This window comes from Symmachiella macrocystis, assembly GCF_007860075.1.
GTDB classification, from domain to species: Bacteria; Planctomycetota; Planctomycetia; order Planctomycetales; family Planctomycetaceae; genus Symmachiella; species Symmachiella macrocystis.
Genome location: NZ_SJPP01000001.1, coordinates 2,233,891 through 2,260,797, shown reverse-complemented (window position 1 = coordinate 2,260,797; position 26,907 = coordinate 2,233,891). Strand labels below are relative to the sequence as shown.

The 26,907-nt window shown below is 55.4% G+C and carries 20 protein-coding genes; 10 read left to right on the top strand and 10 right to left on the bottom strand.

The window, feature by feature from the left end:
* The first annotated feature begins 64 nt into the window (after positions 1-64).
* Both CA54_RS08775 and CA54_RS08770 read left to right on the top strand, forming a co-directional pair.
* Entirely contained in the window at positions 65-445 is a 381-nt protein-coding gene (locus CA54_RS08775; RefSeq protein WP_145373592.1) for an STAS domain-containing protein, read from the top strand.
* A gap of 50 nt (positions 446-495) precedes the next feature.
* Positions 496-882 carry a hypothetical protein gene (locus CA54_RS08770; protein WP_146370419.1) on the top strand — a complete coding sequence of 129 codons (387 nt, stop codon included), beginning with the start codon at positions 496-498 and terminating at the stop codon, positions 880-882.
* Positions 883-914: 32 nt separating this feature from the next.
* On the opposite strand, the gene CA54_RS08765 is transcribed toward CA54_RS08770, so the two are convergent.
* The 7 genes from CA54_RS08765 to lpxD form a co-directional block, all read right to left on the bottom strand.
* A complete protein-coding gene (locus CA54_RS08765; RefSeq protein WP_146370418.1) occupies positions 915-2,441 on the bottom strand; it encodes a S1C family serine protease in 1,527 nt (508 codons plus the stop codon).
* A gap of 243 nt (positions 2,442-2,684) precedes the next feature.
* Complete coding sequence (locus tag CA54_RS08760; RefSeq protein WP_145373594.1) at positions 2,685-3,128, bottom strand: winged helix DNA-binding protein; 444 nt, start codon at positions 3,126-3,128, stop codon at positions 2,685-2,687.
* Positions 3,129-3,501: 373 nt separating this feature from the next.
* Positions 3,502-4,482 (bottom strand): NADPH:quinone oxidoreductase family protein, encoded by a 981-nt coding sequence (locus tag CA54_RS08755; RefSeq protein WP_146370417.1) that lies wholly within the window; start codon positions 4,480-4,482, stop codon positions 3,502-3,504.
* Positions 4,483-4,674: 192 nt separating this feature from the next.
* Positions 4,675-6,051 carry a VanZ family protein gene (locus CA54_RS08750; protein WP_146370416.1) on the bottom strand — a complete coding sequence of 459 codons (1,377 nt, stop codon included), beginning with the start codon at positions 6,049-6,051 and terminating at the stop codon, positions 4,675-4,677.
* Positions 6,052-6,066: 15 nt separating this feature from the next.
* Positions 6,067-6,528 carry a transcriptional regulator NrdR gene (nrdR, locus tag CA54_RS08745; protein ID WP_146370415.1) on the bottom strand — a complete coding sequence of 154 codons (462 nt, stop codon included), beginning with the start codon at positions 6,526-6,528 and terminating at the stop codon, positions 6,067-6,069.
* A gap of 726 nt (positions 6,529-7,254) precedes the next feature.
* Positions 7,255-8,148, bottom strand: coding sequence for an LpxI family protein (locus CA54_RS08740; protein WP_146370414.1), 894 nt, complete (start codon positions 8,146-8,148; stop codon positions 7,255-7,257).
* A gap of 61 nt (positions 8,149-8,209) precedes the next feature.
* Positions 8,210-9,298: a UDP-3-O-(3-hydroxymyristoyl)glucosamine N-acyltransferase gene (gene lpxD / locus CA54_RS08735; protein WP_197532306.1), complete on the bottom strand. Its 1,089-nt coding sequence runs from the start codon at positions 9,296-9,298 to the stop codon at positions 8,210-8,212.
* Between the two features lie 399 nt (positions 9,299-9,697).
* Between lpxD and aroH the strand changes: the two genes are divergently transcribed.
* On the top strand, positions 9,698-10,069 hold the full coding sequence (gene aroH / locus CA54_RS08730; RefSeq protein WP_146370412.1) for a chorismate mutase: 372 nt from the start codon (positions 9,698-9,700) through the stop codon (positions 10,067-10,069).
* A gap of 50 nt (positions 10,070-10,119) precedes the next feature.
* Here the strand turns inward: aroH and CA54_RS08725 are convergent, their stop codons facing one another.
* From CA54_RS08725 to CA54_RS08715, 3 genes are all read right to left on the bottom strand, one after another.
* The gene (locus tag CA54_RS08725; RefSeq protein ID WP_146370411.1) at positions 10,120-10,923 is read right to left on the bottom strand and encodes a hypothetical protein; all 804 of its coding nucleotides are present in this window, start codon (positions 10,921-10,923) and stop codon (positions 10,120-10,122) included.
* Positions 10,924-11,179: 256 nt separating this feature from the next.
* Entirely contained in the window at positions 11,180-12,706 is a 1,527-nt protein-coding gene (locus tag CA54_RS08720) for a hypothetical protein (protein ID WP_146370410.1), read from the bottom strand.
* 144 nt (positions 12,707-12,850) lie between these two features.
* Positions 12,851-15,532 (bottom strand): zinc-dependent metalloprotease, encoded by a 2,682-nt coding sequence (locus CA54_RS08715; RefSeq protein ID WP_146370409.1) that lies wholly within the window; start codon positions 15,530-15,532, stop codon positions 12,851-12,853.
* Between the two features lie 553 nt (positions 15,533-16,085).
* On the opposite strand from CA54_RS08715, the gene metF reads away from it, so the two are divergent.
* From metF to CA54_RS08680, 7 genes are all read left to right on the top strand, one after another.
* Positions 16,086-16,964 (top strand): methylenetetrahydrofolate reductase [NAD(P)H], encoded by an 879-nt coding sequence (metF, locus tag CA54_RS08710; RefSeq protein WP_146370408.1) that lies wholly within the window; start codon positions 16,086-16,088, stop codon positions 16,962-16,964.
* Positions 16,965-16,981: 17 nt separating this feature from the next.
* Positions 16,982-17,524, top strand: a complete 543-nt coding sequence (locus CA54_RS30180) for a CbrC family protein (protein ID WP_146370407.1) — start codon at positions 16,982-16,984, stop codon at positions 17,522-17,524.
* A 76-nt stretch (positions 17,525-17,600) separates the two neighbouring features.
* Positions 17,601-21,311: a methionine synthase gene (metH, locus tag CA54_RS08700; protein ID WP_146370406.1), complete on the top strand. Its 3,711-nt coding sequence runs from the start codon at positions 17,601-17,603 to the stop codon at positions 21,309-21,311.
* Between the two features lie 174 nt (positions 21,312-21,485).
* Positions 21,486-23,456: a S16 family serine protease gene (locus tag CA54_RS08695; RefSeq protein WP_146370405.1), complete on the top strand. Its 1,971-nt coding sequence runs from the start codon at positions 21,486-21,488 to the stop codon at positions 23,454-23,456.
* A 92-nt stretch (positions 23,457-23,548) separates the two neighbouring features.
* Entirely contained in the window at positions 23,549-24,994 is a 1,446-nt protein-coding gene (locus CA54_RS08690) for a DUF1501 domain-containing protein (protein ID WP_146370404.1), read from the top strand.
* A gap of 146 nt (positions 24,995-25,140) precedes the next feature.
* Positions 25,141-26,391, top strand: coding sequence for a mandelate racemase/muconate lactonizing enzyme family protein (locus tag CA54_RS08685; RefSeq protein WP_146370403.1), 1,251 nt, complete (start codon positions 25,141-25,143; stop codon positions 26,389-26,391).
* A gap of 74 nt (positions 26,392-26,465) precedes the next feature.
* Positions 26,466-26,894, top strand: a complete 429-nt coding sequence (locus tag CA54_RS08680) for a hypothetical protein (protein ID WP_146370402.1) — start codon at positions 26,466-26,468, stop codon at positions 26,892-26,894.
* Positions 26,895-26,907: the final 13 nt, after the last annotated feature.

Here is a 26,907-nt window from a genome sequence, read left to right as displayed (position 1 = left end):
TCATGACCTTTTTGAAATGGACGCAACCCTGTTTTGCCGCTGGCAGAACGAAAGGATGAATCTCATGAGCGACGCTTCCGACAATCCGCAAAGCGAAAGCTTTCAAATCGAGTACCATGGCGGCTGCGTGTTGATCATCCCGGCGACGGACGTGGAGTCCATGCAATGGGATTTGATTGAACAGGCGGCCGACATTGTGATGACGCCGTTGCGGGACCTGGAAGTCCCGATGGTCGTCTTCGACCTGAGCGAAGTGAGCTACTTCGGCTCGGTCTTCTTGTCGCTGTTACTGCGGTGCCACAAATTCGTCAAAAGCGCAGGCGGAGAATTGGTCCTGTGCGGCGCGAGCGAAATGGCCAAGGAGTTGCTGTCGGTGACGGCTCTGGACACGCTGTGGGCGATCTACGAGGACCGCGAAGAGGCGCTGGAAGCGCTGGCGGGGTGACTGGTGGCCAGAGCCCGTAAAACTGGCGCCCCGAACGACATGGAGGTGAAATGCGTCGCAATCATCTATTCATGCTGGCAATCGTCGCATTGTTGTGTTCGTGCGCATCACAATTCGACTGCTCGCCCGTTTGGGAAAAAGCGAGCGGAGATTGCTACTTCTATTGCGAAAAGTGCGGAAGTCTACAGGGTGGCATTTTCACCAAGGGTCCGATCAAGGAATTTGCCGGCGCCGGCAAAGAAAGCTGCATTCACGAATGGCAAGAAGTTTCCCGTGAGCGATTCAAACAACTGGGGACGGAACTTTATGGGTGCGATTGGTCGCAGGAAATCCCTTTTTTCAGGGACGACTGGCCCCAGGCGCCACGGCAGTTAGAACAAATGCATGATCTTCCGCTGATGACTCCGGAAGATTCGTATGAGTTGGAGCAGCCTTAAGCGAAACGATTCGCTGTTCTGGTAGAACTAAATTACCGCGACCAGACTTCCTTCAGATCGCTTGATGCAGACTTAACGATGCCATTGTCCACCATGATCTGATCATGTTTGGAGTCAAGTTCGGCCCGATTGAATACGATTGTGGTATTTCGATTGTCGTCGATTTCGATCACGATCTGCTCATCTTCGATCGCTGCGAGGATCAGCGCGGCCGATTGAATGCTCGTGACTTTCTTACCGTTGATTGCGCGGACCACCGCCGGCGTGAGCAATTTTGTATCGCGCGTCAGACCGGTGGAAATCAATTTTGGAATCACCACGAGATGTTCGTCAGTCGACTCGGTTCGGGCGAATCGCCGCATTAAATAGGGGTTGTCTGACTTCTGCATCTCTTTAAACAAACCAAGCGCCATTGCTGCATTCCTGCCACCTTGCAACATCATCGAGTTGACGAGATCGGGAAACTCAGCGTTGGCGACTCCAAATACAATGGGGCCATATACGAAGTAACTCGGCTGTTGATCGTTCAAGAACTTTAATAGGTAGTGGCCGTCGCTGAACACTGGGACCTGAACGTGCATTTCCTTTCCGGCACGTATGATTCGCAGTTGGACTTGCCCATCCTGCGCGCTGCGGTCCAATGCATACTCACAGGAGACCTGAGTATTGGAGTCATAATCGACCTTGGCGAGATTGCTCACGTCAAACTCACCGATGTGTGTGATGACATCGTTGAGTTGTAGAGGATAATCCGCAATGGGGATCGGCTGCCGTACGAAGCGAATCCCCGTTTCTCCCTCAGGCAATTTCAACCACTCTCGCAGTTCCTTATCGTTACACAACAGCGATTCGAACCACAATTGTGGTTTTCCGTCATACTTCCCATCTTCGATGTCCTCCAAAAATCGCTGGATCTCGACGCAGGGGATGGCATATCCAATGTCATTGGCACCTGAAAGCAGACCAAACGTGAGCCCCACGATTTTGTTGCCTTCGATCACTGGACCGCCGCTGTTTCCGCTATTCACGGGGGCATCGATTTGAATTCGCAAACCCATTTCCTCTTGGCGATATTCCACATAATCGATGCGGGATACGACACCCTCTGTCACTGAAAGCGATTCCCCACCCTTTGGATATCCCAAGACTTGAATTTTTGTCCCAGGCGAGGGGACAGTCTCGGCGATGCTGGCCACGACGGAGTCTGCCGGTAACGGTTTGTCCAATTTTACAAGGGCCAGATCCATCCCCGGTGACACAGCTTGAACAGTCGCCGAGAGGCGATCTGATTGGCCGTTCACACTGATCGACGTATCCGTGCTATAGGCAATGACGTGATAATTCGTCAGCAGTGTGTCGGGCGACAGCATGACTCCCGATCCGGTTACGTTTTTACCGTCGCCTCGTTTCCAAGGTGTCGACAAGCTGGGACTTCGTTTCGTCGCGTAAACCTTGACGACCGCGCTTCGAATCGAGTTGCTTTCAGTTTCCGCATTCAGCGTGGTTGCCCCCAATGCCAGAAGAATGCATGCAGCTACAAGAGCGCGGGGTCTGTACATCGTGAGATCCTTTAGAAATGTTCACGGAAATCGAAATCGCACAGCATATGTGTCGCTGATCCGTCTAATGCTGTGGCCCCAAGTTTCGCGAACTTCCGCGCGAATTCAGAGGCGACCGGATACATCCTACAAAGATGTCTATTCAGAATATCAATAACTCCAACCTGTAAGCAAATAAAAAAACCGTCGACGAAATCTCGTCGACGGTTTTGCTTTTAGCAACCGCTATGGTGGAGTCGCCGCTTAAACGCGTGAACCGTTTTCGACCCCGATGTGGGGACCGTCTACCTTGTGTCCACTGGAATGCCATGAAGTGTCACGCGGTGGACCATGCGCGGCCCGCTTCAACCGTTGGTCAATTTCGTCACCGAACCGAACATTGTGGTAGGCGGTTGCCTTTTCTTTGCCTTGTTCGGTCAATACCAAGCACGTCCGGCGACGGTCGCGGGCTAACGTTTCGCGGGTGATCAAACCACGGCGTTCTAAACCGCGAATCGAGAGAGCGAACGAGGCGCTGGCGAAGTTTTTGTTCAAGTCACCGGCCTTAATATCGTTCTCCGGATCGTCACTCGTGTGAAGATGTTGTCCCCAGGCTTCGTACAAGTGAATCAAACAATCACAACGGTCGTTGCAGGCTGCGATATAACGCAGCGTAAATATCTGCTGGTAAGATAATCCTCGAGACATTATATGGTTCCTCCGCGCAATGAAACGAATAAGGGGCTATTAGAAAGTCCACCGGACCACTCGCGGGCACGACGTACCCGCGAGATGGTCTCACTTGGATAGCGGTGCCCGCACGTCCTTACCCATCACGCGACGGAGGGAGGCTCAACCGGCAGAAAAACGGGGAAGATTTAGCGATTTTCCGAGAAAATTGTGGCGTGGTGGCAGACCAAACCTAGGGTGCGCTCACTCCGTTCGCGACCCTAGGCTATGATGTCTAACGCCTTTGGCGTAAAGGGGATGTGTCAAATGTCCGTGTCGTGGTCAAGACGGGTAGAATCGGTATTACCGCTAGGGACGCGCGTCTATCAATTTATCGCGAGTACCTGCCTGCTCAGCGGTCGAATCCTAGCACAATCTTGCCGACGGCTTGGCGGTTGATAAAGACGTTCAGCGCCTCGACATACTGCTCAAGCGGAAAAACCTGTGAAATCAATGGCTTGAGGCGGCCCTGTTCGTACAGGTCGAATAGCTCAGCGCAATTTTTCCGGCACAGTTCCGGTTCACGGCGGCGGAAGTCGCCCCAGAAGACGCCGACCAGTTGGCAGCCTTTGAGCAGCGCTAGATTGGTGGGGTATTTGGGGATCGTCCCGCTGGTGAAGCCGACGACGAGAATTCGCCCCTTCCAATTCACGCAGCGGGTTGCTTGATCAAACAGGTCTCCTCCGACTGGGTCATAAATGACATCGGCTCCTTTGCCGCCGGTCAGTTTCTTGACCTTATCCTTGAGCGCTCCATCGCCGTAGTTGATCAACTCGTCCGCTCCATGTTGTTGGGCGATCGCCAATTTTTCATCGGTACTGGCAGCGGCGATGACGTGTGCGCCGAATGCTTTGCCGATTTCTACCGCAGCCAATCCGACCCCGCCGCTGGCGCCCAGAACCAACAGCGTTTCTCCGGGTTGTAAATCAGCGCGTTGTTTTAGGGCGTGATACGAGGTGTGATAGATCAACCCAAACCCGGCGGCCGTTTCGAAGTCCATGGCATCGGGAATTGGGTCGACCGCTGCCGCATCGGCCACGACGCGCTGCGCCATGCCGCCGATTCCCGGCAGTGCCATAACGCGATGCCCGACTTCAAAGTCGGTCACGCCTTCACCGACCTGCGTAATGGTCCCAGCGACTTCGGCTCCCGGGATGAACGGGAAGGGGGGTTGGAATTGATACTTTCCGGCAATTTGCAACGTGTCGGGAAAGTTCAAACCTGCGGCATGGATGTCGATCAGCACTTGCCCGGCTGCGGGTTGTGGATCGGGGATCTCTTCGAGGGTTAAGTTTTCCGGCGGTCCATAGGACTTGCACAACACGGCTTTCATAGCGACTCACCTTGCCTTTCCGTTGGTACCCGATTGGAGTGCCCATTCTCACTACAATTGGTTTCAAAACCCTCTGACGCGTTACGTGGACTCTTGGATCTAAGTGTCTAAAACAAGCGCAATCGGGTTTTGAAACTAGTTCTAGCCATTGTAAGCACTGTCGCGGCGAAGTCCTATCCTGGGGACGATCGTTTACGTGGACTTATGGTGGTGCCGCAACAATCGCGCGGTCACGACTAAGCCGATTGCTGCGCCGATCGTGCAGAGCAGGGCATCGGACGCGTCGGGGGTGTGGTGGCTGTTGAGCACCTGTGCGACCTCGATCAACATGCCCAGCGCCATGGCATAGATCAGGCACGCTGCCCAGAGCATCCAGCGGGTTTTGAGGGTGGCTGTCGGATAGTAGACCGTCCGCGCCAAGATTGCGCCCAACGGCAGAAAGAGCAAGGTTTTTCGCAGTATTTCCGTCAGCGCGCGAAATTGTGAAACTGCCAATAAACTGGCGCCTGGAACGCGCAGCATCTGTTGAAATCGATCTCGCACCAGCGTGCGGTCTTCGATCAATTCAAAGGGGAGTGAAAAATAAATGACGATGATCAGCGAATAAATCCCCGTGATCAACAGCCAATGCCAAGTTCGCAAACCCGAGTAAGCTGGTGTGGATGATGGGTGCCGCGGTATGAGCGCATGCGTGACTGCCGCCCCGATGGCGACGCCGATCGTGCCGGTTATCAAATCGGTGGCATCGGTAAAACGGGACATCACCGGCAGTTGGCAGAGTTCGACCGCGAGTACGATTCCCGCACCGACGAAAATACTCTCGGGTAACGACCGCAGCGTTCGTCCAGGCGGCAACCAACCAATGGTCGCCAAGGCGCCGACCGGCACGAATACCAGAATATCGGTGGACAATTCGCCGAGCGTCGGCCAATTCCATTGCGTTTTTGAAAAGGGGATCAACACGAGTCGGTGACTGACAAGTTTTTCGTAAAGTTCTTCCGGATGGATTGTCAGATTCAGTGGCAGGACGGCATAAATCACCAGTCCCGCTAGATAGGCCTGCAATAGCCAACTGATCTGTCGACGGGTCCCGGTCTGTCCCGAATAGGTCCGTAACCAGTTCGTAATGGTTTCGCCGGCATACCACCACAAACCGATCCCGATCATGGCGCCGAGACATTGCGCAATGATGTCGGCGATTGAGAAGTAACGTTGGGGCAGCCAGAGCTGTCCGACTTCGAGACAAATGCTCAGCGCCAAACATCCAACAAGAATCGTGGGGATCGACAGCCACCAAAGTAACGGACGGCGGCGATCAACAGAAGAGGCGCCCAACAGACAAAAACTGATGGGCACGAACAACAGCACATTGGTGGCCCAGTCGGAACGGTCGATTCGTCCAAAGGCAATCAGCGGCTCGACCCGGATGATCTCCCAGGCCTCATCGGCGGAGCGCGTGATGGTTTCAAACGGCACCCAGGAACCGTACACCGCGATCGTTATGAAAAACAAAGCCAATGCGGCGTAATGAGCGCGCCGCGGGGCAGGGGCGACGACAGAGCTGGGCATATTACGAGTCCTACATCACCGCCGGTCCGGGTCGCGGAGCATCGGTTCCAGTTCTTCGACGAAGTCGTTGACGTCCTTGAATTCACGGTAGACCGAGGCAAAGCGCACAAAGGCCACTTGGTCGACGCCGCGGAGGATGTTGAACACACGCTCGCCGATGTAGGGTGAAGGGACCTCGCGTTCGAAATTCTGATAGACGTCCGTTTCGACCTTATTGACGATTTCCTCGATCTGTTCGTCGCTGACGGGACGTTTGAAGCAAGCCTTTTCTAGTCCGGCGCGAATGTTGTGCCGATCAAAGGGAACGCGGCTGCCATCCTTTTTGATCACCTTCAGCGGCGCTTCTTCGACTTTTTCATAGGTCGTAAAACGGCGGCCGCAGTCCAGGCATTCGCGTCTCCGGCGAATCGCGTGATCCTGACTGGCTCGTGAATCGGTGACTTTGGTTTCGTCGTGGTGGCAAAAAGGACACTTCATGAGAAGCGCACTCCGCATATCTACAGGTCGTTTCAAATCCGATGGATGCGTCGCGCGGAAGTTTGCTCGACAGTCGCGACGATCAGTGCACCCGGGTATTGAAACTGGTTCTAGGCAAACTCGAGAACATTTCTCCACGGGAAACGGTGCCGGATGGGTTTCCGGTGGAGAAATCTCCCAACTCGTTATCCGCCAAGTAGTAGCGTAGCCGATGCGCACACAGTTTGCCAGAGGGATTGCCCGTGTTCAGCTCGGGTCGCCGTTGATGTCGCTGGGTGAGCCTCACAGCACAGCTGCCGTTGCACATATGTCAACTAAAAAAAATGGGCGGCACCCTGGGGGGCGCGCCCATTTGGTATTGCTGTTGCGACGCGGTCTATGACCGGTGTGCTATGCGAGGCGAGAGAAGAAAAAGGTGACGGTTTCAGGGTCGGTGAATTTCGCGAGTCTACTTGAGGGGATTGGGGAAGTGAATTCGTGGGGTGGGTTAAAAATCTCTCAACTTAAGGCACAGTGAGGTCTCTCAGGTCTCACCATGTTTTTGTCGGATCAGCGGGGTGACCCGACCACTTCTACATTAGAGGAGCCCGCAAAAAGCGGCCTTCCACCGAAACCGTCACCAATGGGTCTTTGAATACTCTGCGTGTAGGAAAAGTGTCTTTGAAAATCGTCCGCCACGACTGCCGGGGGAGCAGGGTAGTTTTTACTATGGAATCCGCTAGCCTCTCACGCGCACTGTTTGAGCCGGACTTCTTCGGCGTTGAGCGAGACGATGGTAATCCCAAATTTATTGGCTAGTCGCAGGACTTCTTGTTCGTCGAGTAGGATGGTTTTGTCACTTTCGATGGCCAATACTTTGGCCCCGGTCTCATGCATGGTTTGAATTGTTTGGATGCCGATGGTGGGAACGTCAAACCGCATGTCCTGTTGTGGTTTGGCGACTTTGACCACCGTGAACCCGCCTTTTTTGCACAATTCTCCAGCACGACGGATTGCGGCGTCGGTGCCTTCGATGGCTTCGACGGCTAACACGGCCGTTTCGCGGACGGCGATACTTTGGCCGACATCCAACCGGCCCATTTCTTTGGCCAACTCCCAGCCAAAGTTGATATCTTTCCATTGCGAAGGGCTGGGTCGTTTTTTCGTGAGGAATCCATGTTTCACGACGATCTCCGGACAGTAATTCAGGGCGGATTCAAAAATGATATTGTCGCGCGCGAACTCTTGGATCACGGCCAACAATAAAGTGTCGTCTTTTTTATCGCGTGCGGCGTACGTCATCAACATGTGTGCGGCCCGCCAGTCGGGAATCATCCGTAACCAACGGTAGGGATGAAAGAGCACGACTTTTTCAATCTTGCCGGCCATGACCGCACGTTGGACGCCGACTTTTTTGAAACGGCGAATGGCTTTGCCGACTTTAGAGATGGCCACGCCTACATACGTCTCGCAAACGTCGGCCAACTCCTCGGAGGCCATGCCGAGCACGCCGACAGCGTGTACGGAAATGCCTTGCCGCCGCGCCGCTTGTGCGAATACGAAGGGGAACCGACCCGCGCCGGCCAACAAGCCGATGCTTTGCGGCTGCGCGGATTGCGTGTTGTTGTCGAAACTTTCCATGTTGCTGTTATGAACTAACAAGTGTTTTTTGGGATTTTGTGAACGAAGCGTGAATGACCGGTTATCCCGCCTTCGCTAACGGTGGGTTGTCGTCGCCCAACTGCGATAACAATTCCGCCACGTCTTCAATTCGTGATTCCATTTTTCGCACGCGCCGCGCCATTTCGGGCAGCTTTTGCATGGCCATGAGCGACCGCATGCCGTCCCGTTCAGGCTGCACCGGCTGTCCGACATAGGCTTGTCCACCCGGCAGATCCTTGTGTACGCCCGACTTGGACGCCAACTTGGCGCCGTCGCCGATATGCACGTGGTCGGCGACACCGACTTGGCCGGCGCACATCACATAGTCGCCCGTCGTCACTGATCCGGCGAAACCGACCTGCGAGGCAAACACGTTGTGCGCGCCCAGCACGCAGTTGTGGCCGATCATGATTTGATTGTCGAGTTTGGTGCCGCGGCCGATTTTTGTGGCACCGATCATGGCCCGGTCGATAGTGGTTCCAGCGCCGATTTCAACGTCGTCTTCGATGATCACTGTTCCCAGTTGGGGAATTTTTTCAAACGCGCCGTTTTTAAGTTGATAACCGAATCCGTCCGCTCCCAAGACAGCGGTCGCATGCAGGATCACGCGATCGCCCAGTGTGACCTGATCGTAAAGCACGACATTGGGATACAGCGTACACCCGTCGCCGATCTGGCAACCCGCTCCGATCGACACGCCGGGATGAATGTCGCAATCACTGCCGATGATCGTCTCGGCCCCGATCGATGCGCCGGGATGAATGTTCGTCCCGGGACCGATGATGGCGGTGGTGTCGACATAGGCTTGTGGGGAGACGCCGATTTCGAGTCGCGGCCGCCGTGGTCGGAAATGTTCCAGCACGCCGCAAAAGGCGGTCAGCGGATCATCGACAAAAATCAGCGGGATCGACAGGGTTGCCGTCGTGGCGGCATCGGACAATGACTTGGAGATCAAAGCGGCGCCGGCGGCGCTTTGCGGGAGGAGCCGCAAGTTGGCTTCGTCGACCGCAAAGGTAATGTCTTGGGCACAGGCGTCGACTGTCGATTGGGCGCCGGTGATTTCTTGGCCGGCATCGCCTTGGACCTCGCCACCGACCAACGCAGCCAATTCAGCGATTGTCGCGGACATCGATGGATTCCTTTCCATTTCAAACGAGCGACATCAGTTTTGTCGCCACCGTCCGTGAAGTATTTGAGTGACTCAATTATCCGGTTGAGAAAATTTGGCAAGCCTCGTCCGTGTGGGCTCGTTGCTTTCCAATTTCTCCAATGTTGATGAGAGACAATTTCAGGGGAGCCGTCACAGGCAAAAGGACCGCGCAGGACTCCACTCATGGGGTTTGTATGCGAAATCTCAAAAGTAACGCAAGACCTGTTTTGGGATCAGCCGTAGTTTCCGTGATTCCCACCTAGAAACGGCCAACGGCGATTGCCCGGCCGCCGCGGATTTGCGATACTGGGTGATTATCTCAAAAGTTGTCCGCATCCCGACTGGGAGCGGCCGTTTCTAGTGGAAATGAATATCGTCATGCCCGTCAGAGGAATTCGCGGCGCCACGACCGTCGACATCGATACCCCCGAAGAAATCCGCGCCGCCACGCGCGAATTGCTGATCGCGGTGCTCAAAGCCAACCAGGTTGAGGAGTTCGACGAGTTGGCATCGGTGTTTTTGACGACTTCACACGATTTGACATCGGCGTTTCCCGCCGCTGCCGCTCGTGAATTGGGCATGGACCTTGTCCCGTTGCTGTGCGCTACGGAAATCGCCGTCCCGGGAGCAATGCCCCGCTGCATCCGCGTTCTCATGCACATCAACACCGACCGCTCGCAGCAAGAAATCACGCACGTCTACCTGCGCGAGGCCCAGAAACTTCGCCCGGATATGAGCAGCGCTCAGTAGGACTGGTGTGTGCGAACGGGCGGGGCTCGAAATTCGCGATTGCCCACTGGCTAAAACGCTGCGTCGACGGATATCTCGCCGATGATGGCTGTCTTGGTGCTCCACTCGATTTGCTCGTCGGAACCGCTCTCGGGCATCTCCTCGAAGGGGATTCCGCGTTCATGCATGACGTTGGTCAGATCGGCCAGCGGATCTTGCGTGAGATCGGTGGGAAAAGCGGCATCGAGCCATTCGCGGTGTTTGCGGACCAATTGCAGGTTTTCCGGCGGCACCTGCAGCAGCACCTTGGCCCGGTTCACGACGGTTAACCAAGCGGCTTGGGTCAGGATTTCGTGTGCGCGGACGTCGCTTAGGGAGGAGAACGCCGTTTTATCGGCGGTCAGAATGGTGACGTGTTGTTCTCCTGCCGCAACAATTGCCGCTAAATCATTCCGCTCGTCCGTAGCGTCGGCTGTGAGTGCCGCACCGAGAGTCAGTGTTAACCCCACAAACTGCTCGGGGGTCATCTGCTCGCGCCGCAAGGCACGCATTAACTGTTTGTTGATCGGGAGTTGCCGGGCGATGAGTTCCACCGACCAGCGGTCTTCAAAGGCGTCGTTCTCCTGACGAATCAGGTCTTGAATCGGCAGCGTCCGTTCCTGCGTCCAGTGGGGCCGTGGAAGCAATGTCGAGGGAATCTCTGGGAGCTTTTTGTCCGGCAGGCTGTTGATGATCGATTGGAACGATTCAAACTCTGCTGGCGAAACCTTTTCGTCGATTCCCTTGGTGGTGTGCACAATCTCTTCGCCACCACAGCCGCTGGCTAGCGCGGTAAAAAGAGCAACAAGCACGGTCGATCGAGAGACACGATTCACAATCTCGTTCCTTGAAACGTCCCAGAATTCACAGGGAGATACTGCCGGGATTTTCCGGTCGATGGCGTCCGCTGTGGAAATCAGCGTTGCCATTGTTAGTCGATATCGGAATTCGGCGCGTCTGATCGCCATCGCAGGGGACATTCTGCACCCACCAGCGAGACTGTGCGGAATGTCGAGCGGCGCAATTCGTCTGCAGTGAATATCCCGCTTCTCACAGATGGGGCGGTCCTGCGGCCTGTTCGGCCTGCTGGACCTATGGCATTTGAAAACCGTGCACGCGCATTAGCATGGCGATTCCCACCGCCAATTGCAGAACGAACACGGCAGCCCAGCGACTTCGTTTTGGCAGGGAACTTGGTTCACTGTCGACGGCGAGGCTTCCTGCGGCCAGCCACACCAGCCAGGGCATCAGCAGGATCCACAGCCGGGCTAGCTCGCCCATATTTTTGCCGCTGATCCACAATAGGCCCCCGACGCTCAAACAGGTCCAGACGAGTCCGGCGAGGCGAGAGCGATAATCGGGGCGGAGCATGCGCAGCCCGCCGAGGATCGCACAGCAGGCTAAAGGGATGCCGGCGGCGATACAAAACTCCAACGGATTGACGGCCAACCATTTCCAATAGGTGCGAGGGTATTCGGCATAAAAGCCGGCGTGGTTGCGATAATTCCAAATCCAAACTGTGAGTAAGTTGATGCCGGTGACCCACCACAGTGCCACCCCCGGCAAGAGAAATCCGATGGCTGCCCACGTCTTGCTAAACCAAAGCTTGGCCAGGGCGCCCGGCACGCGCTGCTCCGGTTCGCACAGCCAACCGCGCCAGAGCGTGATGATTCCCAATCCGACCCACACGGGAAGGATGGCCAAGCTACAACTCAATCCGATCAACAAAATGCCGCCGGCGAGTAGACTTCTCCAGGCGGAACGTTGTTCCCAGCCGGTGAGCCAGAAGTACCAAATCAAAACCCCCAGCAACGGATACAGCGCGTCTGATTTGGGTAAAAACAGCGCCAGCGCCGGAATGGTCGGCCACAACGATACCGCTAGCCATGCGGTCTGCCGGGTGAAGTCGCGGAGGATGAGTAGGAACAACGGGATGACGGTTGCCGCCGCCGTGAATTGTGTGAGCAGTGCGGCTAACCAGATGGCGGCTCGATGTTCGGGCCGCACTGCCTGCGGGGTGCTTGCGTGGTTTTGGGCGATGAGGTCCATCGCGTCAGAGAACGACGCGGGTTCGGTATAGCGAAGCCAAGCAGTCAGGTTGGGGGACGAGCGGCAAGTTTCGATCAGCCAATGATAGGCGATGAACAGTCCCGGTGGATGCGTTCCCACGTGGAGCACATCTCCCTCGGCCATCAATGTTTCGTATCCGCCGAGGAATTCGTCGAAGTCTTGTTCATGATCACGGGCCATGGTGAAGTAACCCGATGCGCCCGGATAGTACAGGACCCAGGCGGTCTTAGAAAATCGCCGGTCCGCCGGTGCCGCGTCTTGCGCCACCCACAGCCAGCCAAATCCGAGCAGGACCATTCCGCACAACCACAGTCCGGTTTCGAAACTCCGACATTTGGCGATGCGGGCTTCGCCGGCCCAGACATAGGTAAAATAAATCGCCCCGCAGACGCTGGCCATGATGAGGGTCAAGCCCCAATCGAGCGGGGGACCGATGCGATCCCACACCCATTCGCCGGGAATGCCCAGGGGAATTTCGGTGTACCAGATTGCGCCCGTGACCAGGAACGACAACAGGGTCAGTAAGAAGATGAAGCGAAAGGATTTCATTTTCACATTATGGACGACGCAGCCAGGAGATCAAACCACATCTGCTCCCTACCGTAATCGCGAAATCATGGACTCCTGTTGCCTACTAAAAAAACCCCGCCAGGTTCTGGCGGGGTTCGTGCGTTTCTTCAACAGCCGCAACCGTCAGTCGACGGAGCGGATTTGAACTTGGGAATTGAGCGTTTTGCGAATCCGCTCTTGGCAATCCTGCAAGTGGGCGCGGGAATAGTCGTCCAATTTCAGGTTTTCCTTGCCCAACACGGCTGTGATTTGACGATCCAAATCGGCCAGATGCAAGCGGGCCAACGTCCGTGCATCCTCGGGCATATCCACCCCGCTCAGTCGAAACGGGCTGGTCAGCGTCCACATGGACGTTCCCGGCATGTTGACGACATCGGCGAATTGCTTGACTGCTAAGCGTTGCAGGTTGCGGCGGAAGCTGGAGATATACGGTTTACGATTTGTAAATTCGCCCCCGGCTTCTTGGGGTTGCCACTCGCTGAAACAGGCTTGGACCAACGTGCGCAGGTGTTCGGCCAATGTGTAGGTATCGGTCCCTTCGGGGACTTTCAACTCGCTGTCGAGCAGCCGGGCCAAGGTGATTTGGTGCAACAGCCGGTACAAGATCCGCGATTGCATCATCGCCACGAATTCGTGAATCGGATAATCCAAGCGGATGTAATTCCGAACGCCCCAGTGATTCCAGCGCGTGGCTGCCAGGTAGTTCAAGATCTCAGGCGGGAAGTTTTGAGTGCTGAAGGCCGATTCGGCCAACAGTTTCATCGCGGCCCGTTGCCGTTCCGGTTCGACCAGTTCATAAGGAGCTCGTGCGTCTTTAGAACCTTTGTGGTCGCGATTGACGTACACGCCACCGGGGAAGCGTGCGGCGAAGTAGGCGGTCCGCCAGTATTCGCTGAACAACATACCGAATGCTTGGCGGGCACGTTGGTAGCCGTCTCCATCTTCAACGGTCGTCTCCACAACTTCCGGCCAGAGACTGGCGGCGGTTGCCATTTGTCGTTTCGCAAACTCCAACGGGTCTTTGCCCAAGTCGAAGCGATTCGACAGGGGATCGGAATCGTAGCTACGGGTGTCTTCGTCGGTGGCAAAATCCAACGCCGGTTCGGTGGAACGCGCGGCAACAGCCTTGAGTTCATCGCCCTTCTTGTCGGAGTAGCCATATTCGATGGCCCAGTAGTCATAAGGTCCGATGGTCTGCGGGAAGTACAATCCTTGCTTTTGTCCTTTGGGGACGATATTGGCCGGTGTGTAATCCATCACGCTCGACACGGTTCCTTCAGCGGCCCCTTTTTCGGGATCGTTGATTTCTTCCAATGTCTTCCAAGCGCTCGCTTTGAAGTTGTGCCGTAACCCGAGCGTGTGCCCGACTTCGTGCATGACGACTTCTTTGAGTGCTTGTCCGATGAACTCCTCGGGGAGTTCGCCTTTTTTCACAGCTCCGGTCCGTGACATCAACACAGCGGCCGAAAAGCCCATTTGGTGTTGCAGGCCATTGCAAAGCGAACAGCCTTGGCCGGGTAGATGACGGTGTTGCGTGAGTTCTTTCGGTTGCGCCGCACTCTTGTGCCGTTGGTTGAGGAACTGGCCGATGGGCAATTCATCATTGGTCAGCGGGTCGCCCCCCATCATCATGGCAACGTCATTGGAGGAGAACGTTTCATATTTGGTCGACCAATATTTCAGGAAGTCGGCATCAAAAATGATATCGGCGTCGAGGATTTCGCCCGTTTTGGGATTCACCCGTGAAGGTCCCATCGCGAAACCGGCCTCGGCCGTGATCCAGCGGAAGGTGTTGTAGCGGATGTCTTCGGGATCGAAGTCGAAGCCCGCCTCTCCCTGCCGTCGGACGTTGATCGCTTCATAATAGCCCAGCTTCTCGAAGGCTTTGTTCCATTCCTTGAATCCCTCTAGGACATAGGGGAGCCAGCGGTGCGGAACGGTTTCTTCGATGAAGAAGGTAATTTGTTTCTTGGGGACGGAGGTCGGCCCTTTGTCGTCTTCTTTTTGCAGATTCCAGCGATTGATGTAGCGAATAAAGTGCTCATCCTCGTCGCTGGAGAAGTCCTTGATCACCGTGGTGAAATAGCCCACGCGGTCATCCGCGAGGCGCGGCTTATAATCCGATTTTCCCAGTTCGCTGATGCTGTGATGGACTTGCACGGTCACGCCGCGGGGATCGACGATCGCATCGGAGGTGCCACGGCCTTGATAAACGGCGGCAACGCGCAGTTCGACGTTTTTCTCAAACGCCTTGACCTTCTCCCAGGTCGACCGGTCCGAAGCAAAGGCATAGCCAATCGAACGGCCGATGCCGGCATCGTCGCTCATGAAAATTTTGGACACATCGACCAAGTGGCTGGAACGGTCGGTATCCAGAATCGGCAATGCGTAGAGAACGCTATCGCTGAACGCCAGTTTGAGCGCGTCGGCGGTCGGCCCCTTTTTGCTGGCTTTGTAGCGGACGTTGCGGCGAATCACGTGGATTTTGTCGCCTACTTTTTTAAATGTCCAGAGTGCGTCGTCGCCGAATCCCCAGCTCATGCCTCCGAGTACGGAACCGACGCCGATGCCTTTCGCGATCGAGGTCGAGATCAGATATTCCTTGCTCAGGTCGCTGGCTTTGAGATCGACCAAAAGTTTCTGGTCTTTGTGGTACATGGTCCACATGCCTTCGACCTTGGTTTTATCCTTGATCTGTTTGTCGAATTTCGACTCTTTCTTTGCCGCCGCGGCATCTGCGGCATACAACGGGCTCGAAGCAGCCAAGATGGCGATAACAAGCGACCAAGCGCATGGTTTTAACATAGTCTTCACTCTCCAAATATTCGTGAGACGCGACGATTGGTGAACCCGAAGGTCGGGACATTGCCCAATTCGGGAAATAGGGGGGAATCGCACCAATCGGAATAAGTCGTGCGTTTGCTCTATTCTACGTGACAACAATACTTTATGCCACTGGAAGTCAGAATGTTGGGGGGAGAATGCAATTTCCCTGTTATGGACAGTCTGTTGTATAAGTACGACTGGCTGTAAGCGTTTGCGCGATAAGATCTTTGGAAATTTTGTGAGAATTTCTAGCCAACCACGGTTCGATTGAGCGAGTCACCATCCCAGTCCGGCGCCACGGATCTTGTCCTAACCTGCTGTCCAACATAAGATTCCGATCGAGCCGCTCTCCGGCGCACCGCCGGCGACTCTCCGCAGCGTCCGGTGAGAAGGGGCAGCATTTCGTTTACAGCAGTGCGGCAATTGGCGTAAACTAGTGTTTACCCGCCAATTGGGGAAATGCCCCAGTTTCATGAGATTGAAACTTTCAGAGGGCAGTGCGGACGGGAATTGAACGACAGGAACGTGACACATGCGGATGCGGGATATTTATAGTAACGGGGAATTTCGGTTATCGATCGAGATTTTTCCCCCAAAAACCGAAGCAGGCGATGCTGCGCTTTTTGAAAACCTGCAACGGTTGGTCGATTATCGTCCCGCCTTCGTGTCTTGTACTTATGGGGCTGGGGGCAGCACCCGCTCGCGGACCATTGATCTGTGCGCCGAAATTCAAATGCGGTTTGCTTTGCCCGCCACCGCGCATCTGACTTGTGTGGGCGCAACACGTGAGGAATTGCATCAGTGGCTCAGCGAGGCGCGGCAACGGGGCGTGAAAAACATCATGGCACTCCGCGGCGACGCACCGGCTGGTGCGGAGACCTTTCCACATGTCGACGGTGGGTTGCGGTATGCCAACGAGTTGGTCGAACTGATTCGCGGTGAACTTCCCGATCAGGGAATCGGTGTCGCCGGGTATCCGGAAATCCATCCTGAGGCCCCCAACGCCGACGAGGATCTGTCGAACCTCCGCCGCAAGGTCGACGCTGGAGCCGATGCGGTATTTACACAGTTGTTTTTTGCCAACGAGCATTTCTTCGAATTCCGCCGCAGGTACGAACAGGCCGGGATAAAGATTCCGCTGATTCCAGGCATCATGCCGATTACGAATTTCGAGCGGATCAAACGGATTACGAAAATGTGCGGCGCGGCGTTTCCAGAGACATTGGCAACCAAATTGGAAGCAGCCCAGGACGACGAACAGGCACAATTTCACATCGGTGTGGAGTATGCCGTTGGGCAATGTCGCGAGCTGATGGACAACGGCGTTCCCGGCATTCATTTTTATGCCTTGAACAAATCGAAAGCCTGCGAAGCGATCCTCAATGCGCTGGATTATCAGGCGGTTACATAGAAGAATCCGCATGAACGATGGGGCAAGTCTTCACCTACATCGCCGATGACATTCTTCCGCAGTATGCGGAAATGCGAAGGTGCGATTGGTGCCAGACGGAGTCGAGTCTCTACAGGATCAATATCGAAAATAGCCAGGGTTTTTCTGACTCAGCATGCATCAATTGCATTAAAACTCTTCCACTGCGATGGATTTACCCCAAGGATAACGAACGTATAATCGCCCAATTAATTGATCAACGGTTCCCCAAAGGTACCAAATCGCAAAGTCAGCGGTTTGCTTTCACTGTTGAATTATGTGACGACTATCGTCGGACGCCTTGTCTGCCGAATTTTATTCAGAACGACGATTGGCCTCATTGCTGTGGCGATTTCACCGAGTTCATCGGTGACGCAGGCACGACGTTCACCGGACTCTACAATGAATTCGAATGGTGGGGGCATCAGGACGATATGGCAAGGGAATATGGGATCGAGCAATTGATAGACGGGGAAGATCGCATATCGCTGTTCAAGTGTCTTCATTGCCTCCGCAAGTTTTGGATATGCCAATATACTTAGATGTGTGAAAAAATAGTCAAAACTGTCAGGTCCGATACCCACGGATCATTTTTTAGTTGAACGAAAAAGTCTACCCATGGCGACAACAGCTTCAGTTTCCGATACGACCGATCAATTGATCCACCTCCTTGAGCAGCGGATTCTCGTGCTTGACGGTGCGATGGGGTCTTTGATTCTCGCCGAACGTCCCAGTGAAGAGGATTATCGCGGTGCGCGGTTTGCCGATCACCATAGTGATCTAAAGAACTGCAACGATATTCTGGTGCTCACGCAGCCGGCGATGATCGAGGGGATTCATCGCCAATATCTCGAAGCGGGCGCGGATATTATTCTGACGGATACCTTCAACGCCAATGGGGTCTCGCTGAAAGAGTACGACCTAGAGCAATACACCTACGAACTCAACAAGACGGCGGTAGAAATCGCGCGGCGGGCGACCGATGAGTTCACGGCGTTGACGCCTGACAAACCTCGTTTCGTCGCCGGCAGCATCGGTCCCATGAACCGGTCGTTGTCGGTCTCTCCGGACGTGAACGATCCCGGCAAACGATTAGTGACTTTCGACGAAGTGGTCGAGGGGTACACCGAGCAACTGCGGGGTTTAATCGATGGTGGCGCGGATATTTTGTTGCCCGAAACGGCGTTTGATACGTTGAACATGAAGGCTTGTCTGTTCGCGATCGACAAGTATTTTCGTGAACACGACATCAGCTTGCCGGTGATGATTTCCGGGACGATCACTGACGATAGCGGCCGCACGATGACCGGCCAAACCATCGAGGCGTTTTGGACCAGCATTTCGCATTTTGACATGCTCAGCATTGGTTTGAACTGCGCGCTCGGCCCGGAGAAGATGCGGCCCTATTTGGAGTCGATTTCGCAGATCGCTCCGTTCTACGTCAGTTGTTATCCCAATGCGGGTCTGCCCAATGAAATGGGCGAGTTCGACATGACGCCTGCGGAGATGGCCAAGACGTTGCGCGAATTTGCTGACAATGGTTGGTTGAACATCGTGGGTGGCTGTTGTGGTAGCACGCCGGCGCACATTCGCAAAATCGCCGAGGCGGTCGCCGATCTTCAGCCCCGGCCGGTTCCGACTGTCTCGAAGTGTTCGACCTACAGCGGCTTGGAACTGCTGGAGATCCGTCCTGAGTCGAATTTCATCATGATCGGCGAGCGGACCAACGTCACCGGTTCGCGCAAGTTCGCGCGGTTGATCAAAGAGGAAAAATACGACGAAGCGCTGAGTGTCGCCCGCGATCAGGTCGAGGGGGGCGCGAACATGATCGACATCAATATGGATGAAGGTCTGATCGACAGCGCAGCTGTGATGGCCAAGTTCTTAAATCTTGTCGCCGCTGAGCCCGATATCTCGCGCGTGCCGATCATGATCGACAGCTCCAAATGGTCGGTGATCGAAGCGGGTTTGAAATGTGTGCAAGGCAAAGCGGTTGTGAACTCGATCAGCCTCAAGGAGGGGGAAGAGGTCTTTTTGGCGCAAGCGCGGAGAATCCACGCCTACGGTGCCGCCGCGGTCGTGATGGCGTTTGATGAAGAAGGCCAAGCGGCCGATGCGCAGCGGAAAGTCGAAATCTGCAAACGTGCCTACGACCTGCTGACACAAAAAATCGGTTTCCCGGCTGAGGACATCATCTTCGATGCCAACATTCTGACCGTGGGAACGGGGATGGAAGAGCATGCCAACTATGCTGTCGAATTTATCGAAGCAGTCCGGCAGATCAAACAACAATGTCCCGGTGCGAAGACTTCCGGCGGCGTGAGCAATGTTTCGTTCTCGTTTCGTGGCAATAACGTCGTTCGCGAAGCAATCAACGCGGCGTTTTTGTATCACGCGATCTCGGCCGGGTTGGATATGGGCATCGTCAATGCTGGCCAGTTAGAGGTCTACGAAGAAATTGAGCCGACGTTGCTGGAGTACGTCGAAGATGTGCTGCTCAATCGTCGTGAGGATGCGACGGAGCGGTTGATTGATTATGCCGAGCAGATCAAGGATCAAGCGACAGGTCAGGCCGAAGTGAAAACGGCCGCTTGGCGCGAGGAATCGGTTGAGGAACGGCTCAAGCATGCATTGCTCAAAGGCATTACCGATTTTATTGACGAAGATACAGAAGAAGCCCGGCAAAAATATGACCGCCCGCTGCACGTGATTCAAGGACCGTTGATGGATGGTATGGCGGTCGTGGGTGAGCTATTCGGTACCGGAAAAATGTTCTTGCCGCAGGTCGTCAAAAGTGCTCGCGTGATGAAACGCTCGGTGGCCTACCTGACGCCGTACATGGAGCAAGAAAAAATCGATATGGGCATCGCGGACGAAAAGGCCCGCGGCACGATGGTGATTGCCACCGTGAAAGGAGACGTGCACGACATCGGCAAGAACATCGTGGCGGTCGTGCTGCGCTGTAACAACTTTGATATCGTCGACCTAGGCGTGATGGTCGCAGCTGACAAAATCATCGACAAGGCGATCGAAGTTGGCGCCGATCTGATTGGCTTGAGCGGACTGATTACGCCATCGCTCGACGAGATGGCGCATGTTGCCAAGGAGATGCAGCGCCGCGGATTGACGATCCCTTTGATTGTCGGTGGAGCGACGACGAGCGCGAAACATACGGCTGTTAAAATCGCGCCGCAGTACGACCCGATTGTCGCGCATGTGGGCGATGCGTCGCTGTCGGTGCCGGTGATGGAAAGCATTCTCGATGCGGATAAGAAGGCGGAGTTCGACGCGAAGAACCGCGCTGCACAACAGCGCGACCGTGAAATGTTTGCTGCCCGGCAACAAAAGAAACTGATTTCGTATGACGAAGCGGTCACGGCGCGATTCACCACGGATTGGTCGAGTGTCGATATCCAGCAACCGAGTTTTACCGGCACCAAGGTGCTGTCCGATTTTCCGTTGGAGAAGATCGTTCCGTTTATCGATTGGTCGCCGTTTTTCCAGACCTGGGAACTGCGCGGCAAGTATCCCAAAATTCTCGATGACCCGAACATGGGCGTCGAAGCGCGTAAGTTGTTCGACTCGGCCCAGGAATCCTTGGCGCAATTGATTGCCGAGAAACAACTGCATGCGGCGGGTGTGTATGGATTTTGGCCGGCCAATTCCGTCGGCGATGACATCGTGCTTTACACCGATGAATCCCGCAGCGAGGAGGTCACGCGGTTCCATACGCTGCGGCAGCAATGGGAGCGGAAGGGGCAGGACCATTACTTGGCGCTGTCTGATTTCATCGCTCCGCTGGAGAGCGGCCGCAGCGATTACCTGGGGGCCTTTGCCGTGACGGCTGGTTTGGGAATCGGTCCGATCGTGGCGAAATGTGAAGCAGAGCACGACGACTATCAGTCGATCATGACCAAGGCGTTGGCCGATCGTCTGGCGGAGGCGTTTGCTGAGTTGCTGCACCAACAAGCGCGGCGGGATTGGGGATTTGGAGCTGTCGAAGAGTTATCGAGCGACGATTTGATTGCCGAGAAATACCGCGGCATCCGACCCGCGCCGGGTTACCCCGCTTGTCCCGACCACACGGAAAAGCGGATCCTGTTTGATCTGCTCGATGCTGAAGTACAGACAGGTATCGAACTGACCGAAAACTTCGCCATGCTTCCCGCAGCAGCGGTGTCGGGTCTGTACTTCGCGCATCCGCAGGCACGGTATTTCTCCGTCGACCGGATTACCAAAGATCAAGCCGAAGCCTACGCTGCTCGCAAGGGGATGCCGTTGGCTGAGGTTGAGCGCTGGTTGTCGCCGAATCTGGGGTATGAGGCGTAAGCTCAGTACTCTCTGTGCAGGATTAGCGAATAGGCTCGCCTTGCGCAAATATTGCTTTCGATTCCGGCGTCGTTTAAGCTGGGGGGTCTGTGCAGTGGGGCAACAGTCGGGGTGGTTGTTGCATGGGCATCGAACGCTTCGGTCATCGTCAATCCGCGTGAAAGGCTGCTTGCAATGATGCGACTCTCAACCATGGGCCTGATTGTCTTGCTGTTGACGGCAGTGCTCCCTGGTACCGGGTTTTCCGCCGGGGAAGAGGCAGCTGTCACCCCCATCTCCAAAGTCACAGTCTATCCGCTGGCCTACGGGACTCGGGCGGGTGATGACACTCCGTTTGGCGTTTGTCATGCCATACCGATTACTGTCGGGGGAGCTCCCCAGGGCGAAATTCGCATCGGCATCTTTGAAGACAAATTGTCCGGCGCCAGTCCTATGTGGCGCGCGGCGGCTTGGCAAGCTTCTCTCACAGCGGCGCAGCTTCTCGATTTTAATCCGCAGGCAATGCAGGCCACGTTTACTGTGGAAGGCAAGATTGACGGTCCCAGCGCCGGTGCTTTGTTGACGATCGGTGTGCTTTCGGCCGTCCTGGGCGATCCGCTGCGCGACGATGTGACAATGACCGGTACGATCAATCCCGATGGCATGATCGGTCCGGTGGGAGGGATTCCCTTTAAGATCGAAGGGGCTGCCCGAGCGGGAAAAACAACCGTGTTGATTCCCGCCCACAGCCGGCTGGAACTCGACCCTCGGACCAAAGAAATCATCGATCTGATCGGGCACGGAGAAAAACATGGGGTCAAGGTCATTCCCGTCAATGACATCTGGACGGCTTACAAGATTTTCACAGGCAAACCGCTTCCTCGTCCGGAAGCCAAGGAGTTGCCGACTGTCTCGCCTAAGATGAGCAAGCATGTGCTCAAACATATTCCCCGGTGGAACAAGTTGTACAAATCGGCCCGTGAGAAATACGTCTCTTGGCCTGATTTCGGGCATCCCGAATACGCCAACCAACAGCTGGCCTCGGCGGACAAGATTAACAAGCAAATCAATTCGCTGTTGGTCGAAGGTCAGTTCGCCCCCGCCTACTGGGACGCCGCCTGGTCGGCTGCCTTGGCTTGGGTGGCGCATGAAGTTGGCCGCTACCATTACTCCAACAATGCCTATGGCCGCGATGCCGCCGTCAAATTGATGTTCCAAGACCAGTGGTTGGAAAAGGAAGTCGAAACGACGGCAGCGGCCATCCGTTTTTATCGGCCGCAGACGTTTGATCAGCTCTCGATTTATATGGAAGCCTGTAACGCGTTTTTCACGGGGTTGTGTTATCGCAGTCTGGCAAATGTCATCCGTGAAAATCTGCCGGACGATCCGGATGTTGCGGGTGTTTGGATCGTGGCTGTTGCTGAACAGCATGTTGTCTGTTGGCTCAACATGAAGCTGGCTCGCGATTATCTTGAACTCGCGGATAGTTACGAAGGAACGCCGATTCCCGAAGGCGCGCCGGTGAATGAGCTCTCGAAATTCTTTTTGCGAAGTACCGAAGCTGGGTTGTCGATGGTCAACGAGCTTGAGGTGAAAAAGGTTGCCAAAAAATACAAGCTCAACAACGACGCAGCCATCGCCGCCTTGTCACTGAGCGACCCGGCGTATGCTATGGCCCAGTTGGGTATGAAGCAGATCATTCCCAGCCTTCCCAAGTATTTTGGCGAGGGAAAACAACTCGAATACGCGCGATTGGCTGCGGCGATTGGACTGCATACGCGGGCAGCGATGTTGATTGCTAAATATTATTCGCTGGGGGTGGAATTAGACGATAACTACAATTTCGTGCGGCTCAAACGTGAGCGGGCATTGGAAGATTGGTTGGACGACTCGAAGGACCAGGCACAACGCGCGATTACCGGGCTGGGAGATGCCGGCATCGACCAAACGACTTGCCTGCAGATTTTCTCCATCGCACGAATCTACGAAGGTCGCAGCGCCACCGATCGCATCGAAGCTTTGGGGTATTATTTCACCACCAACGTGCTAGCGCAGGTGCTCCAACGCTTAGCTGCCGGCGAGCATGCTCCTGAACTGGATGTGCCCCAGCCAGCTCCGCTGCCTGCCCCCTTGCCGGCACCGATTCCGCCACCCTCTGAGGAATAAACCTCCGCGATAAGCCCGCCGGTTTATTGATCAACCGCGTTGGCACGGACATCGCCTCGAATTTTTGTCGATCATCGATTGAGGACTCAACCATGTCGCCTTGGGAAAGCTATCAAATGCAACATTCGCGGCGAACGTTTCTCGGTCGGACTTCGGCCGGAATGGGGACGTTAGCACTCGGCGCGCTACTGCAACCGTCGTTGTTCGCTGCCGGTGCGAGCGATGCCGATTCGGTCCCCCAATGGAACGGTGTGGTGCAGCCGCTACATTTTCCGCCCAAATGCAAACGGGTGATTCATCTTTGCATGGCGGGTGGCGCTTCGCATTTGGAGACGTTGGACTACAAACCCAAGCTGGCGGAGTTAGACGGGCAGCCGATGCCCAAGTCATTCACCGACGGCCAACAGATCGCGCAACTGCAAGGGCAGCGCGACAAACTCAAATGCCTGGGCCCGACGCATGCTTTTCAAAAATTCGGCGAATCGGGCCAGCAGATCAGCAGCATCCTGCCGCACATTGGGTCGATTGCCGATGACATTTGCATCATCAATTCGATGCAGACCGATCAGATCAATCACGATCCCGCGCACACGTTGATGAATACCGGCACCAGCATTCCTGGACGGCCGTCGATGGGGTCCTGGCTGCTGTACGGGCTGGGTAGTGACAGTCAGGATTTACCGGGCTACGTGGTGATGACTTCCGTCGGCGGGGGACAGTCGCAACCGATCGCTTCGCGGCAATGGCATAGCGGATTTTTGCCCAGCCAATTTCAAGGAGTCGAGTTCCGCTCTAAAGGAGATCCGGTGCTGTACGTAAACAGTCCCGGAGGCGTCGCTTTAAAGCAGCAGCGCGAAGTCATCGATGCGGTGCAACAGCTCAATCGTTTGGGCAACGAAAAGTTTCACGATCCGGAAATCGCCACGCGGATCAGCCAATATGAGTTGGCATTCAAAATGCAAACCTCGGTTCCCGACCTGATGAACATTGCTGGTGAGCCGAAGCACATTTTGGAGATGTACGGCACCGAAGGGGGGGACGGTTCGTTTGCGTCGAATTGCCTCTTGGCCCGTCGTTTGGCCGAACGGGGGGTGCGGTTCATTCAACTGTACCATCGTGGCTGGGACCATCACGGTGATATCAAAAATGGAGCAGCGGTCACGGCCAAACTGGTCGACCAAGGCTCAGCGGCGCTGGTCAAAGACCTCAAGCAGCGGGGCATGCTGGATGATACGCTGATCATCTGGGGCGGAGAATTCGGTCGCACCCCAATGGCGCAAGGCACGGGGCGTGATCACCATATTAAAGCGTTCTCCACGTGGTTAGCCGGCGGCGGCATTCAAGGGGGTATCACCTACGGTGCTAGCGATGAATTGGGTTACGCGGCTGTCGATAAGATCACGCACGTCAACGACCTACACGCCACGATGCTGGCGCAATTCGGAATCGATCATGAGAAGCTGACGTACCGCTTTCAAGGTCGCGACTTCCGCTTGACCGATGTGCATGGGCATGTTGTTCAGGATATTTTGGTGTAGCGGGACGGTTACTGGAATTCTTAAAGAGGCCGCGCGCAAAGACGCGAAGCCGCAAAGAAAAAAGAGGGTGGAGAATAAACTCTCTTTGCGGCTTCGCGTCTTTGCGTGAGGTATTTTTCTTTTCTTTTTGGAAACGAACAGACGCCATGACGAACCAGAAATCTAACCGTCGTGAATTGTTGCAGTCGGGGGCGCTGTTGGCGGCGGGGGGATTGTTGGGAGGGGCGCAGCAGCTTCGTGCGGCGGAGGCGGTGCCGGGGTTGGATGTTCCGCCTTTGAAAATCACCGCGGTGAAGACCTATTTGTTACGGCACACTTTGCAGCGGGCGTTTGGGGTTTCGGTGTCGGTTCCGTTGGATAAAACGCGTTCGGCGCTGCTTGTGAAAATCGAAACCGATACGGGACTCGTTGGGTGGGGCGAGACCGCTCCGGTGAATGGGACGCAGGGGGCGATTGATGATCAACTCGGTCCGCGGCTGATCGGCAAAAATCCTTTGATGCACCGGCAATTGTGGCGCGCGTTGTGGGGTGCGAATTTTGGCGATGCGCTGGCTGTGGGAGCGTTGGACATCGCGCTGAATGACCTGCGCGGTAAAGCGTTGAATCTGCCGGTCTCGGCGCTGTTTGGCGGGCGATTGCGGGACCGTGTTCCGGTGTATGCCTCGGCGATGAATTATGTCGCTGGGCAGGAGCCGGAGACTCAATATCCGCGGGAAGCTGAGGCGCTGGTGAAACAAGGTTTTCGCGCGCTGAAGATGCGGCTGGGGCGGTATTCGGTCGCCCGCGAAGCCCAGGTGGCCGCAGCGGTTCGGCAAGCGGTCGGCGCTGATGTGAAACTGATGGCCGACGGCAATGCGGCTTATACGTTGACGTCGGCACTGCGGATGGGTGAGAAACTCAACGATCTGGGATTTGAATACTTCGAAGAACCGTTGCCGCAATCCCCCAAGTATGCCGGGTATGAAGAACTGCGGCAGAAACTTCCGCTCGCATTGGCGGCCGGTGAAGCGGTCGACTCGCGTGGCAGCGCTAAGCAATTGATCGACCGCCGCGTGATGGACATCATTCAACCCGATGTCAGCCTGTGCGGGGGAATTGGCGAAGCATTGTTCATTTCCGAACTGGCAGCGCTCTCGGGAATCCGCACGATTCCACACTGTTGGGGCGGCGCGATTCTGATCGCTGCCACGGTCCACCTGCTGAGCCTCATGCCCGACCCACATTGGGGCTTCCCGACCGACACACCGATGCTGGAGTTGGACCAATCGGAGAATCCCTGGCGAACGGAAATCGTCGCGCAGCCGTTGGAGCAGCGAGAGGGCTTTGTCGCGGTTCCGACCGGGGCGGGGTTGGGGATTGAGGTGGATGAGGCGGCAGTGGAGCGGTATGCGGTTTGATTTCGTACGTCAGGCGGGAGCCTGACATACGGGGCTTTAGCGAACGAACCTCGAATACGAGAGGGCATTGTCTCATGCGATGGGCTGAACCAATCCAATCGACTCTAGGTGGGTTTTCCGCAAACTGCCTGGAGCGCGTGGTGTTCGCCACATACAAATCATACATGCCTGACTCCAGGACGATGTGTAATGACTTCGATTTGCAAGTACGCTATATCGGTGCATGGGAAAAATTCTATCTTGTCAGGATGTATATCACACGCGCCAGCAATATAGAGATAGCAATGCTTAGTTACGGGGCTCTATACTTTGACGACCTGTTTATTGACGATGTGTCGGGTAGGCAGATGGAGGGAGTCAAGTATCACTTTGCAGATGAGGGGGGCAATTTCTCGTTCTACTGCAATGAGGTTGAGGTGAAGTCAATCCATGAATATGAAAATGATTCATTAGGGCGGCAACTCTGGCCGCCTGACTCATCGGCCGGTGGACGTCCCACGTGAATTCGTCAGGCGG